Source organism: Pseudomonas sp. Irchel s3f10, from assembly GCF_900187515.1.
Classification (GTDB): domain Bacteria; phylum Pseudomonadota; class Gammaproteobacteria; order Pseudomonadales; family Pseudomonadaceae; genus Aquipseudomonas; species Aquipseudomonas tensinigenes.
The window spans coordinates 329,463-342,438 of sequence record NZ_FYDZ01000003.1 but is presented as its reverse complement, the minus strand read 5'-3'; the positions used below and the strand labels follow the sequence as shown (position 1 = coordinate 342,438).

14 protein-coding genes and 1 pseudogene are annotated in these 12,976 nt (G+C 58.6%); 10 read left to right on the top strand and 5 right to left on the bottom strand.

Annotation, left to right across the window (positions count from 1 at the left end):
• Positions 1-23 precede the first annotated feature (23 nt).
• Positions 24-1,169 carry an MFS transporter gene (locus tag CKW17_RS10715; RefSeq protein ID WP_095119816.1) on the bottom strand — a complete coding sequence of 382 codons (1,146 nt, stop codon included), beginning with the start codon at positions 1,167-1,169 and terminating at the stop codon, positions 24-26.
• 191 nt (positions 1,170-1,360) lie between these two features.
• Positions 1,361-2,854: an aldehyde dehydrogenase gene (locus CKW17_RS10710; RefSeq protein WP_095119815.1), complete on the bottom strand. Its 1,494-nt coding sequence runs from the start codon at positions 2,852-2,854 to the stop codon at positions 1,361-1,363.
• Positions 2,855-3,093: 239 nt separating this feature from the next.
• Between CKW17_RS10710 and CKW17_RS10705 the strand changes: the two genes are divergently transcribed.
• Both CKW17_RS10705 and CKW17_RS10700 read left to right on the top strand, forming a co-directional pair.
• Positions 3,094-3,456, top strand: a complete 363-nt coding sequence (locus CKW17_RS10705; RefSeq protein WP_016985820.1) for a cupin domain-containing protein — start codon at positions 3,094-3,096, stop codon at positions 3,454-3,456.
• Positions 3,457-3,615: 159 nt separating this feature from the next.
• Complete coding sequence (locus CKW17_RS10700; protein ID WP_095119814.1) at positions 3,616-3,825, top strand: peptidase inhibitor; 210 nt, start codon at positions 3,616-3,618, stop codon at positions 3,823-3,825.
• A 76-nt stretch (positions 3,826-3,901) separates the two neighbouring features.
• Here CKW17_RS10700 and rpmG read toward each other — a convergent pair whose 3' ends face one another.
• Positions 3,902-4,057, bottom strand: coding sequence for a 50S ribosomal protein L33 (gene rpmG / locus CKW17_RS10695; RefSeq protein WP_003177274.1), 156 nt, complete (start codon positions 4,055-4,057; stop codon positions 3,902-3,904).
• 11 nt (positions 4,058-4,068) lie between these two features.
• Positions 4,069-4,302, bottom strand: coding sequence for a 50S ribosomal protein L28 (rpmB, locus tag CKW17_RS10690; RefSeq protein WP_007920377.1), 234 nt, complete (start codon positions 4,300-4,302; stop codon positions 4,069-4,071).
• A gap of 448 nt (positions 4,303-4,750) precedes the next feature.
• Between rpmB and CKW17_RS10685 the strand changes: the two genes are divergently transcribed.
• Positions 4,751-6,340: an ABC transporter substrate-binding protein gene (locus tag CKW17_RS10685; RefSeq protein WP_095119813.1), complete on the top strand. Its 1,590-nt coding sequence runs from the start codon at positions 4,751-4,753 to the stop codon at positions 6,338-6,340.
• 77 nt (positions 6,341-6,417) lie between these two features.
• Here CKW17_RS10685 and radC read toward each other — a convergent pair whose 3' ends face one another.
• Positions 6,418-7,092 carry a DNA repair protein RadC gene (gene radC / locus CKW17_RS10680; protein WP_007920367.1) on the bottom strand — a complete coding sequence of 225 codons (675 nt, stop codon included), beginning with the start codon at positions 7,090-7,092 and terminating at the stop codon, positions 6,418-6,420.
• Positions 7,093-7,225: 133 nt separating this feature from the next.
• Between radC and coaBC the strand changes: the two genes are divergently transcribed.
• The 7 genes and pseudogenes from coaBC (at position 7,226) to CKW17_RS10645 (ending at position 12,860) form a co-directional block, all read left to right on the top strand.
• Positions 7,226-8,434, top strand: coding sequence for a bifunctional phosphopantothenoylcysteine decarboxylase/phosphopantothenate--cysteine ligase CoaBC (coaBC, locus tag CKW17_RS10675; RefSeq protein ID WP_095119812.1), 1,209 nt, complete (start codon positions 7,226-7,228; stop codon positions 8,432-8,434).
• Between the two features lie 5 nt (positions 8,435-8,439).
• Positions 8,440-8,895 carry a dUTP diphosphatase gene (dut, locus tag CKW17_RS10670; RefSeq protein ID WP_034152055.1) on the top strand — a complete coding sequence of 152 codons (456 nt, stop codon included), beginning with the start codon at positions 8,440-8,442 and terminating at the stop codon, positions 8,893-8,895.
• A 243-nt stretch (positions 8,896-9,138) separates the two neighbouring features.
• Positions 9,139-10,515, top strand: a pseudogene (locus CKW17_RS10665) (phosphomannomutase/phosphoglucomutase); the annotation flags it as partial.
• A gap of 17 nt (positions 10,516-10,532) precedes the next feature.
• Positions 10,533-11,438 (top strand): acetylglutamate kinase, encoded by a 906-nt coding sequence (gene argB, locus CKW17_RS10660; RefSeq protein ID WP_007954443.1) that lies wholly within the window; start codon positions 10,533-10,535, stop codon positions 11,436-11,438.
• Between the two features lie 209 nt (positions 11,439-11,647).
• The gene (locus CKW17_RS10655) at positions 11,648-11,899 is read left to right on the top strand and encodes a hypothetical protein (RefSeq protein WP_095119811.1); all 252 of its coding nucleotides are present in this window, start codon (positions 11,648-11,650) and stop codon (positions 11,897-11,899) included.
• Positions 11,900-11,917: 18 nt separating this feature from the next.
• The gene (locus tag CKW17_RS10650) at positions 11,918-12,490 is read left to right on the top strand and encodes a hypothetical protein (protein WP_007920355.1); all 573 of its coding nucleotides are present in this window, start codon (positions 11,918-11,920) and stop codon (positions 12,488-12,490) included.
• Complete coding sequence (locus CKW17_RS10645; protein WP_095119810.1) at positions 12,477-12,860, top strand: hypothetical protein; 384 nt, start codon at positions 12,477-12,479, stop codon at positions 12,858-12,860. The genes CKW17_RS10650 and CKW17_RS10645 overlap by 14 nt, the downstream gene beginning before the upstream one ends.
• The last annotated feature ends 116 nt before the right edge of the window (positions 12,861-12,976 follow it).

The window sequence follows — 12,976 nt, the reverse complement described above, 5'->3', positions numbered from 1 at the left end:
CCGAAGGCTGCGATCTTTTGATCTTAGGCAGGCTCGGTTATCGGTCCGAATGCCCCTTGGCGCAAAAGCAGAATCACCAAACCAAACGCCCCAATCGCCATCAACAACGGCAACGCATGCCCATTGATCCACTGGCTGCCCGCCCCGGCCGCGAGCGGCCCGACCAGACATCCCACGCCCCACAGCTGCGCAATATGCGCATTCGCCCGCACCAGCGCATCGTCACGATAACGCTCGCCGATCAGAATCAGCGACAGCGTGAACAAACCACCGGCACTCGCCCCGAATAGCACCCACAACGGCCAGATCAGCAGCGTGTCGAGCAACATTGGAATCGCCAGACTCGACAGCATCAACACCACGGCGCAACCGGCGAATAGCGTACGCCGCGACAAGTAATCGGCCAACGCGCCAATCGGCAACTGGAGCAACGCATCGCCGACCACCACCGTGCTGACCATCGCCAGCGCGATTTCAGCGGTGAAGCCCTGTTGCAGGCAATACACCGGCAGCAACGTCAGGATCATCGCCTCGAACGCGGCGAACAACGACACCGCCCAGGCAATTGCCGGCAGCTCGCGAGCAAATCCCCACAGATCGCGGAACGTCACACTGCTGGCTTCACTGCTCGGTGCACCACTGCGGCCCAATAGAAGCAAAGGCGAAACCAACAGCAGACCGACGCCGACCCAGAATCCGTAATCCTTTTCGGTGCCGAGCGCACCCAGCAGCAATGGGCCAGACAACTGGCTCAACGCATAGCTGCTGCCGTACAGCGCCACCAAGCGACCGCGCCAGTGCTCGACCACCAGTTGATTGATCCAGCTCTCGCCGAGGATGAACACGATGGTCAGGATCACTCCGATCATCAGCCGTAGGACCAGCCAGACCGGATAGCTCGGCAGCAGCGCCAACAAACCGATCGACAGCGCCCCGGCCCACAGGCACAGGCGCATCAGGTTCGCCGTACCGAAACGTGCCGCCAGATGGCTGGAAATTTTCGCGCCCAACAACACGCCAATCGCCGGCATCGCCGCCATTACCCCAATGGCGAAGGAACCGTAACCCCAGCCTTCCAGGCGCAACGACACCAACGGCATACTGACCCCCAGGGCCAGACCGACACTCAAGACAGACGCCAACACGGCGAAATATGTCGCCCACCGCATGTTCCACGCTCCTGTGGATAATTATTTTTAGAGACCACATCAAGCAAATGTGGGAGCGAGCCTGCTCGCGAAAGCGGTTTCACATTCAGCACATGGGCTGACTGATACACCGCTTTCGCGAGCAGGCTCGCTCCCACAGGGATCTGCCTCGTCTGGAGGATCTGCTCTTGCGAACAGACCCTCCTAACGGCTTACAGCTTGATCCACGTCGCCTTCAGCTCTGTGTACTTGTCGAATGCGTGCAGCGACTTGTCGCGGCCGTTGCCCGACTGTTTGAAGCCGCCGAACGGCGCAGTCATGTCGCCGCCATCGTACTGATTGACCCACACGCTGCCGGCACGCAGGGCCTTGGCGGTCAGGTGCGCCTTGGAGATGTCCTGGGTCCAGACCGCAGCGGCCAAACCATACGGCGTGTCGTTGGCGATCTGGATGGCTTCTTCAGCGGTATCGAAAGCGATAACCGACAGCACTGGCCCGAAGATCTCTTCCTGAGCGATCTTCATCGCATTGCTCACGCCGTCGAAAATCGTTGGCTCAACATAAGTGCCACCGGTTTCCTGCAGAATGCGCTTGCCGCCAGCCACCAGTTTGGCGCCATCGGTATGACCGGATTCGATGTACGACAGCACGGTGTTCATCTGCTGGGTGTCGACCAGCGCACCGACGTTGGTTGCCGGATCCAGCGGATTGCCCGGCTTCCAGGTTTTCAGCGCCTCGATCACCATCGGCAAGAACTTGCCTTTGATGGAACGCTCGACCAGCAGACGCGAACCAGCGGTGCAAACTTCGCCCTGGTTGAAGGCGATGGCGCTGGCGGCGGATTCGGCAGCGGCTTGCAGGTCCGGCGCATCGGCAAAGACGATGTTCGGGCTCTTGCCACCGGCCTCCAGCCAGACGCGTTTCATGTTCGATTCGCCGGAGTAGATCATCAGTTGCTTGGCGATCTTGGTCGAACCGGTGAACACCAGTGTGTCGACGTCGTTGTGCAGGGCCAGCGCCTTGCCAACGGTATGACCATAGCCCGGCAGCACGTTGAGCACGCCTTTCGGAATACCGGCCTCAACGGCCAGCGCAGCGATGCGGATGGCGGTCAGCGGGGATTTTTCCGACGGCTTGAGGATCACCGAGTTACCGGTCGACAGCGCCGGGCCGAGTTTCCAGCAGGCCATCATCAATGGGAAGTTCCACGGTACGATGGCGCCGACTACACCGACTGGCTCGCGGGTCACCAGACCCAGTTGATCGTGCGGAGTCGCCGCGACTTCGTCGTAAATCTTGTCGATCGCTTCACCGCTCCAGCTCAGCGCTTGCGCCGCGCCCGGGACGTCGATGTACAGCGAATCGCTGATCGGCTTGCCCATGTCGAGGGTTTCGAGCAGGGCCAGTTCTTCGGCGTGCTGCTTGAGCAGGCCGGCAAAACGGATCATGGTGGCTTTGCGTTTGGTCGGCGCCAGGCGCGACCAGACGCCGGAATTGAAGGTGGCGCGGGCATTTTCCACGGCGCGTTGAGCGTCGGCGGCGTCACAGCTGGCAATCTTGCCGAGCAGACGGCCATCGACCGGGCTGATGCACTCGAAGGTCTCGCCGGAGACGGCGTCAGTGTATTCGCCATTCAGGTAGGCGCGGCCTTCGATTTTCAGGTCGCGGGCGCGTTGTTCCCAGTCGGCACGAGTCAGGGTGGTCATTTCGAGTGTCCTCCGCTTGTTGAATACGAGCGCCGCGCGATCTTCGCCAGCGTCCTCAAGAATTCTGCCCGGCCAGCCGGTTTTTCGGCCAGAGGCACCCGCCACCCTAAACCAGCGGCCGGGGTTGTTTCAATATATTTGACATAAGGTGGCCATACGGCCTTGCGGTGTTGATTTTAATCAACATAGACTTTGGCCCTTTCCAGCCAATCGCGCCGTATTCACGGGGGATAACAACAATGAACATCCAGAACGTCGTCGACATCAGCCTTACCAGCAGCGAAGCCGAACGCTATCGCCCGGATCCGGCGAAAGTGCTCAAGGGCGATCCTGAACAAGCTGTGTTCCATCAATACGACAGCCCGTGTGGGCAGATGGGCGTTGGCGTGTGGGAAGGTGCGGTTGGGCAGTGGACGGTGAACTACACCGAGCATGAATACTGCGAAATCCTCCAGGGCGTTTCGGTGCTGCGTGATGGTGAGGGCAATGCCAAGACGTTGCGCGTCGGCGACCGGTTTGTGATTCCGGCGGGGTTTCGCGGCACTTGGGAAGTGCTTGAGGCTTGCCGCAAGGTCTATGTGATCTTTGAACAGAAAAGCTGATCCGACACACACGGTGACGAGCAGGGTAAGGCATATCCAGCAGGTTTGAGTGAAACTTCGACTGGTCGCTTAGGAATCGAGAAAAGATCAGTCAAACCAAGAGGTTAGTCTGATTCGATGAATAAGGGGCCTTAACTCAAACCAAAGCAAGGAGGCACAATGTCCAGCCAATGCAATCTCTACAACGCGCAATTTTTCCTCGGTGATTTTGCTACTACTGACAATCTGCTCGCTGTGCGCAACGCAGCCGGAGTAACAAAGCATCGCCTCGAAGTGCCGGACGGCATGTACAACCTGCGCACTGATGCGGACCGCATCAGGGTCCTGGTCAACGAGAAAAACGAGATCATTGAACTGATCTGTGGTTGATCGATCACGCTTCAAGGCAACAAAAAAGGCCCGTATCGTGAGATACGGGCCTTTTTCGTAAGTCCGGAAAAATCAATTACTTGATTTTGCCTTCCTTGTAGATCACGTGCTTGCGAACAACCGGATCATATTTCTTGATCTCGATTTTGTCCGGGGTAGTACGCTTGTTCTTGTCGGTAGTGTAGAAGTGACCAGTACCGGCGCTCGAGATCAAACGAATCAATTCACGCATGATTAGCTCCCTTAAATCTTGCCATCGCGGCGAAGTTCGGCGAGCACGACAGTGATGCCACGCTTGTCGATGATACGCATGCCTTTGGCAGATACGCGCAGACGCACAAAACGTTTCTCTTCTTCAACCCAGAAGCGGTGATGCTGCAGGTTCGGCAGGAAACGACGACGGGTTTTGTTGTTTGCGTGGGAAATGTTATTCCCAGTCACCGGACCCTTACCGGTAACTTGACATACTCTCGACATGCCTCAGCCCTCTAAAACCACATGCCCAACCCGGCATGGGTTGGCCGCTTAATCTCTCAGTCATTTGGCGCCAGGCGCCGCGTTTCTTTAGAGGTCTTACCGGCTACACCTACAGTGAAGGAACCGGGCCCCTAGAAAAGAGCGCTGCTTTATACCAGAAAGACTTCGGAGCAACAACAATCGGTGTGCAATCAATCGGTAAAAAGGCGTTTTTTTGGCCCGCGAGCGCCTTGGATAAAGGCTGGCAACGGTTTTTACCACTCGTCGCAGAAAACCACCCTTGCCGGCGGTTCAGACTTTTTAACGCGCGCCACGGTCTGAAAAACCGCCATCACTGTGCCCCGAAAATGCAAAAGGGGGATAGTCATTTGTAATCCAGACCTCTAGGGTAGGCCTTTTCCAGACTGCACTTGCAGATGGGCCTTCGATCTGTAAAAGGAAACCGACCATGCGCCTCGCTGCCCTACCCCTGTTGCTCGCCCCGCTCCTGCTGAGCCCCCTGGCCCAGGCCGCCGCGCTGAGCGTCTGCACCGAGGCCAGCCCTGAAGGGTTCGACGTGGTGCAATACAACTCGTTGACCACCACCAACGCCTCGGCGGACGTACTGATGAACCGTCTGGTGGATTTCGACACCGCCAGCGGCAAAGTCGTGCCGAGCCTGGCCGACAGTTGGGAAGTCAGCACCGATGGCCTGACTTACGTGTTCAAGCTGCGTCCGCAGGTGAAATTTCACACCACCGAATACTTCAAGCCAAGCCGTGAACTGACCGCCGAAGACGTCAAATTCAGCTTCGACCGCATGCTCGACCCGGCCAATCCGTGGCACAAGGTCGCCCAGAGCGGCTTCCCGCATGCGCAATCGATGCAGTTGCCCGCGCTGATCAAGAAGATCGACGCGCTCGATCCGTTGACCGTGCGCTTCACCCTTGATCACCCGGACTCGACCTTCCTGGCGACTCTGAGCATGGGCTTCGCTTCGATCTACTCCGCCGAATACGCCGACAAACTGATGAAGGCCGGCGCGACGGACAAGCTCAACAGCCAGCCAATCGGCACCGGCCCGTTCGTGTTCAACCGCTTCCAGAAAGATGCAGCCATCCGCTACAAGGCCAACCCGGATTACTTCCGCGGCAAGCCTTCGGTTGACCCGTTGATCTTCGCCATCACCCCGGACGCTAACGTGCGCCTGCAAAAACTGCGGCGCAATGAATGCCAAATCGCCCTCTCGCCAAAACCTTTGGACGTACAGGCCGCGCTGAAAGAGCCGACGCTAAAAGTCGAAAAGACTGACGCGTTCATGACCGCTTTCGTTGGCATCAACAGCCAGCATCCGCCGCTGGACAAGCCGGAAGTGCGTCAGGCGATCAACCTCGCGTTCGACAAGGCCAATTACATCAAGGCTGTGTTTGAAGACACCGCCGAAGCGGCCAACGGCCCTTACCCGCCGAACACCTGGAGTTACGCGAAGAGCTTGCCGGGTTACCCGCACGATGTTGCCAAAGCCAAGGCGCTGATGGCCAAGGCTGGATTGAAAGACGGTTTCCAGACCACGATCTGGACGCGTCCGTCGGGCAGTCTCCTCAACCCGAACCCAAGTTTGGGTGCGCAGATGTTGCAGTCGGATCTGGCGGAAATCGGCATTCAGGCGGAAATCCGCGTGATCGAGTGGGGTGAATTGATCCGCCGCGCCAAGGCCGGCGAGCATGATCTGTTGTTCATGGGTTGGGCGGGTGACAACGGTGACCCGGACAACTTCCTCACGCCGCAGTTTTCCTGTGCGGCGGTCAAGTCGGGCACCAACTTCGCCCGCTACTGCAATGCCGATCTGGACAAGTTGATCAGCGCCGGCAAGACCACCAGCGAACAAGGCGTGCGCACCAAGCTGTACGAACAGGCGCAGACGCAGATTCAGCAGCAGGCGTTGTGGCTACCGCTGGCGCACCCAACCGCCTACGCACTGACGCGTAAAGACGTGCAGGGTTACTCCGTGAGCCCGTTTGGCCGGCAGGACTACTCCAAAACCAGCGTCAAGCCGTAAGCGACAAGCCTCAAGCTAGAGCCCTCCGCGCATGGCTCTAGCTTGCCGCTTGCCGCTCGATGCTTGCCGCTGCTTTTTTACATCCAGCCACACTCCGCCATCGACAGCGGCTCCCCATCGCCAACGATGAAGTGATCGAGCACCCGCACATCGATCAACTCCAGCGTCTTCTGCAGACGCTTGGTCAGCAATCGATCTGCCTGACTGGGGTCGGTATTCCCCGATGGATGGTTGTGGCACAGGATCAGCGCCGCCGCGTTATTGGCCAGACATCGCTTCACAACCTCGCGGGGATGCACGCTGGTGTTGTCGATCGAGCCACGAAAAAGTATCTCGAAATTCAGTACTTGATGTTTGGAGTCGAGAAACAGGCAACCAAACACCTCATGCGGTTCGTGACGCAGCATCGATTTCAGATAATCGCGAACGACCTGAGGGTTTTCCAGGGCTGGTTTCTGCCGTGATTTCTCAGCCAGATGCCGCCTGTTCATTTCCTGAGCCGCCTGCAGTTGCGCAAACTTCGCCGGCCCGAGCCCTAATTGTTTGCTGAATGCGTGCTGATCGGCCTCGAGCAGCAAACGCAGGCTGCCGAATTGAGTCAACAGATTGCGCGCCAGGTCCACAGCGCTTATTCCGGGCAATCCGGTGCGCAGAAAAATCGCCAGTAACTCAGCGTCCGAAAGACTCGCTGCCCCGTGTTCCAACAACCTTTCCCGCGGGCGTTCCGCCGCAGGCCAATCGCGAATACTCATACACATTCCCTGTCTGTGGGCGCCGCTGTTCCGTAGCGGTCGCTGTGATATCGTAGCCCATCTTTTTTGCGGTCGATTCAACCCTGGGGAGGGGCATCGCATCGCAGTCATCAACGAAATGAAAGGCAGACCTATGCAGCGGCTGTATCGGAAACGCATCGTTCTGGGCGTCGGCGGCGGCATCGCGGCCTACAAGAGCGCTGATCTGGTTCGTCGCCTGATCGACCAGGGCGCCGAAGTGCGCGTGGTCATGACCCACGGTGGCGCCGAGTTCATCACCCCGCTGACCATGCAGGCGCTGTCCGGCCACCCGGTGCACCTCGACCTGCTCGACCCGGCCGCTGAAGCCGCGATGGGCCACATCGAGCTGGCCAAGTGGGCCGATCTGGTGCTGATCGCCCCGGCTACCGCCGACCTGCTCGCCCGACTGGCCCAAGGCATCGCCAACGATTTGCTGACCACCCTGGTGCTGGCCACCGACGCCGTCGTCGCTGTTGCTCCGGCAATGAATCAGGCGATGTGGCGCGATCCGGCGACCCAGGCCAACCTGCAACTCCTGGAAAGCCGTGGCCTGAAGACCTTCGGCCCAGCCTCCGGCAGCCAGGCCTGCGGCGACGTTGGCATGGGCCGCATGATGGAAGCCACCGATCTGGCGCAATGCGCAGCCGACTGCTTCCAGCGGCAGGCGCTGACCGGTAAACACGTGGTGATTACAGCCGGCCCGACACAGGAAAATATCGACCCGGTGCGCTACATCACCAACCACAGCTCCGGGAAAATGGGCTTTGCCCTCGCCGAAGCCGCGGTTGAAGCCGGCGCCCGCGTCACGCTGATCAGCGGCCCGGTGCACCTGCCGACGCCGGATCGCGTCACCCGTATCGATGTGGTCAGCGCTCGCGACATGCTCGCGGCTTGCGAATCGGCGATCCCGTGCGACGTGTTCATCGCCTCGGCAGCGGTCGCGGACTACCGCCCAGAAGTGGTTGCCCCGCAAAAACTCAAGAAAGATCCTACGAGCGGCGACGGTTTCGTCCTGCAAATGGTGCGTAACCCGGACATCCTGGCCACCATCGCGACCCGTCCCGACCGTCCGTTCAGTGTCGGCTTTGCCGCCGAGACCGAACACCTGCTCGACTACGCTGCACGCAAGCTGAAGGACAAGAATCTCGATTTGATCGTCGCCAACGACGTCGCCAACCCGAGTATCGGTTTCAACAGCGAAGAAAACGCCTGCAGCGTGATTGACCGTGCGCTGCACGCCACGGTTTTCGCCCAGACCAGCAAGAGCAAGATCGCTCGCCAACTGGTCACTTTTATCGCCGAACGTCTGAACCAGGTTTAATTTACATGCACGCTTTGCAAGCCAAGATCCTCGACCCACGCATCGGCACCGATTTCCCGCTGCCGCAATACGCCACCCCGGGCTCCGCCGGCCTCGACCTGCGCGCCATGCTGGATCAGGACATCGTGATCAAACCGGGTGAAACCGTGCTGATCCCGACCGGTCTGTCGGTTTACATCGGCGACCCGAACCTCGCCGCGCTGATCCTGCCGCGCTCGGGCATGGGCCATAAGCACGGCATCGTGCTGGGCAACCTCGTGGGTTTGATCGACTCCGATTACCAGGGCCCGCTGATGGTTTCCTGCTGGAACCGTGGCCAGTCCGATTTCACCATGACCGTCGGCGAACGCTTGGCGCAACTGGTACTAGTACCTGTGGTGCAAGCGCACTTCGAAATGGTTGAAGAGTTCGTCGAAACCGAACGCGGCACCGGCGGGTTTGGCCACACCGGCACCAAATAACCGAGTACATCTCCTACAGGGGAAATTTGTGCAGTTTCAGCGACAGGTTTTAACACCGTAAATCAAGGTTTTGCCGGCCCAAAGCCACGCCCGCCGAGGCGTCATGGCCCTTTCACACCACGAACTCTCTGTGAAAAACGCCGTCATACCCTTCAGTTTGAGCCTGCCGTCGAACGATTCGTCGGTCTGTCCCGCCCCTTTCGAGATGGAGCATTTCCGTAGATGAGCACCCCAGCCAAGATCGCCCCGAAGCTGCCCGACAGCATTTTCCGCGCCTATGACATTCGTGGCACCGTGCCGGAATTCCTCAATGCCGAAACCGCTTACTGGATCGGCCGCGCCATCGGTTCGCAGAGCCTGGCCCAAGGCGAGCCGAATGTATCCGTCGGTCGCGACGGTCGCTTGTCCGGCCCGGAGCTGGTTGCAGAACTGATTCGCGGTATCGCCGAGAGTGGCTGCCACGTCAGCGATGTCGGCCTGGTGCCAACGCCGGCGCTGTACTACGCCGCCAACGTGCTGGCCGGCAAATCCGGGGTGATGCTCACCGGCAGCCATAACCCGTCGAACTACAACGGTTTCAAGATCGTCATCGCCGGCGACACCCTCGCCAACGAACAGATCCAGGCCCTGCACGAGCGCCTCAAGACCAACAACCTGAGCAGCGGCACGGGCAGTGTCACCCAGGTCGAGATCCTCGACCGCTACAACACCGAAATCGTCCAGGACATCAAACTGGCGCGGCGCATGAAGGTCGTGGTCGACTGCGGCAATGGCGCGGCCGGTGTGATCGCCCCGCAATTGATCGAGGCGCTGAACTGCGAAGTCATCCCGCTGTTCTGCGAAGTCGACGGTAACTTCCCGAACCATCACCCGGATCCGGGCAAGCCTGAAAACCTCGTCGACCTGATCGCCAAGGTCAAGGAAACCAACGCCGACATCGGCCTGGCCTTCGACGGCGACGGCGACCGTGTCGGCGTGGTGACCAACACCGGTAGCATCGTCTACCCCGATCGCCTGCTGATGCTGTTCGCCCGTGACGTGGTGGCGCGCAACCCGGACGCGGAAATCATCTTCGACGTCAAATGCACCCGTCGTCTGGTACCACTGATCAAGGAATACGGTGGTCGGCCGCTAATGTGGAAGACTGGTCATTCGTTGATCAAAAAGAAAATGAAACAATCCGGCGCGCTGTTGGCCGGTGAAATGAGCGGGCATATCTTCTTCAAAGAGCGCTGGTTCGGTTTCGATGACGGCATCTACAGCGCCGCACGGCTGCTGGAGATCCTCAGCAAGGAAAAATCCACTGCGGAAGAGTTGTTTGCGACCTTCCCGAACGATATTTCTACGCCGGAAATCAATATCCATGTGACCGAAGAGAGCAAATTCAGCATCATTGATGCACTGCACGACGCACAGTGGGGCGCAGGCGCTGACCTGACCACCATTGACGGCGTGCGAGTCGATTACGCCAAAGGCTGGGGCCTGGTGCGCGCCTCCAACACCACACCGGTGCTGGTGCTGCGCTTCGAGGCCGATGACGAGGCTGAATTACAGCGCATCAAGGACGTGTTCCACGCCCAATTGAAACGCGTTGCACCTGATCTCCAACTACCGTTCTGATCCACCCGGAGCCCTGAATGACCCTCGAACGCGATGCCGCCGCCAACACTGCCAAGGTCCTGTCCGAAGCGCTGCCTTACATCCGACGCTATGTCGGCAAGACCCTGGTGATCAAATACGGCGGCAACGCGATGGAAAGCGAGGAGCTGAAAACCGGCTTCGCCCGCGACATCGTGCTGATGAAAGCCGTGGGCATCAACCCGGTGGTCGTGCACGGCGGCGGCCCGCAGATCGGTGATCTGCTCAAGCGCCTGTCGATCGAAAGCCACTTCGTCGATGGCATGCGCGTCACCGACGCGGCGACCATGGACGTGGTGGAAATGGTCTTGGGCGGTCAGGTCAACAAGAGCATCGTCAACCTGATCAACCGTCACGGCGGCAGCGCCATCGGCCTGACCGGTAAAGACGCCGGGCTGATTCGTGCGAAGAAGCTCACCGTGACCCGCCAGACTCCGGAGATGACCCAGCCGGAAATCATCGACATCGGTCACGTCGGCGAAGTGGTCGGCATCAACACCGAACTGCTGAACCTGCTGGTCAAAGGCAACTTCATCCCGGTCATCGCGCCGATTGGTGTGGGTGAGAACGGCGAGTCGTACAACATCAACGCCGATCTGGTGGCCGGTAAAGTCGCCGAGGCGCTGAAAGCCGAGAAGCTGATGCTGCTGACCAACATCGCCGGCCTGATGGACAAGTCGGGCACCGTACTGACCGGCCTGAGCACCCAGCAGGTCGACGATCTGATCGCCGACGGCACCATCTACGGCGGCATGCTGCCGAAGATCCGTTGCGCACTCGAAGCGGTTCAGGGCGGCGTGGGCAGCTCGTTGATCATCGACGGTCGAGTACCGAACGCAATCCTGCTGGAAATCTTCACCGACACCGGTGTGGGCACGCTGATCAGCAATCGCAAGCGTCCTTGATCGGTAACCGCTGAAAAGCAAAAGATCGCAGCCTGCGGCAGCTCCTACAAAAGCGAATTTCGTATGTATGAAATTTCTGTAAGAGTTGACGAAGTCTGCGATCTTTTTTATGCGCGAAAGAAACGTCCGACTTAACACAGCGAAACGTCCGACATCACCTCAGAACAAATCTCCCTAGGATCTTCCCTTCATCCACCGGAGATTGACTCATGCAAAAAGACTACGTCCCTTACGGCAGCGATGTTTCCCCAGGCACTTACGAGTGCGTTGATTGCGGCCATCAGTATTCCAATCAAGCCAAAACCTCGATGCCACCGTGCCGACAGTTTCGCAAAACGGCGCATGCGTTAAATGGCTGGAAAATCCTCACCGGGCAAGGTGATGCGATCAAAGACCCTTATCCAGAACAGCCTGCCAACATCAAAAGCGCCGAGGTCATCACGCCCTCGAACAAAAAATAACCCCGGAGCGCCTGAGCCATGCAGATCTCGTTCACGATCGACGCCGACGCTTTCGAGCTGGAACAAAAGGAACCGGTCAAGAAAACCTTGCGCATCGGCGACGCGGAAATCGCCCACGCCTTGCAGCGTATCGCCAAGGCCAGCCTGACCGAGTACCTGAAAATGCTGGTCGAGGGCGGCATGCCCAGCCGTGCTGACGAGGCCAAGCAGGATCGTCTGCTTTATCTGATTCAAAGCTACTTCGGGCAGACACTGCCGACGGAATCGCAGATCTCGACGATCTTTCAGCTGACCCAAAGCCAAAGCAAAACCTTGCTGAAGAACACCGTGTCGCGGTTTCGCAATCAGCTCGACGACATCCTCCAGCACAGCATGCGTGCCGTGATCGAGACCGCAGAGCACGCGCAAACCGTGTTTCTGGTGGTCATCAGCTCGGACGTGATACGCGATGAGCTGAACATGCTGATCACGCAGAATGAGCCGACCTTCAAACCCATTACCAAGCGCAAGGGCAGCGCCGGGCAGTTCGAGATCAGCGAGGATTCTCACGCCTTGCTCTGCGCGACGTTGGGGCTCAATGCCGTTCAGTGACATCGTCGCGGTCAGTGGCTTGCTGCTGACTCTGACCACGTTCATGTTCAATCTGGCGTGGCCAGCACTCAGTGCAGCGTTGGCGCTGGATGAATACCAGTCTGGTCCACAGAACCGAAGGCGCAATCGAGAGAAAGTAGGGAAGGCGTTTTATTCGCGGGCGCTGCCGTTGACGTGCGCGTTTGTGGGGCTGTTTTACGTCAACCTACCCTCGGCCATTCGCATCTTGAGTACCAGCACACTGGATCTTTGGAACTTCGACGTGAGCAGTACCCTTTACGTGATGGTCGTGTGGGTACTTCTGGTTTTGGCACTGTTCAGCGGGCTGATTGCGGCAAAAATCGCTCTTAAATGGAGGAGCCTCCGCTGAAACAGCGGCGGCTTCACTTTTTCAGGCTTTTTCAACAAACGCTGAAATACTACATTTTAGTGAAATATCGACAAATTTCACCAGAATAGCTATTTTCAACATTCGCTGAAAAGGTC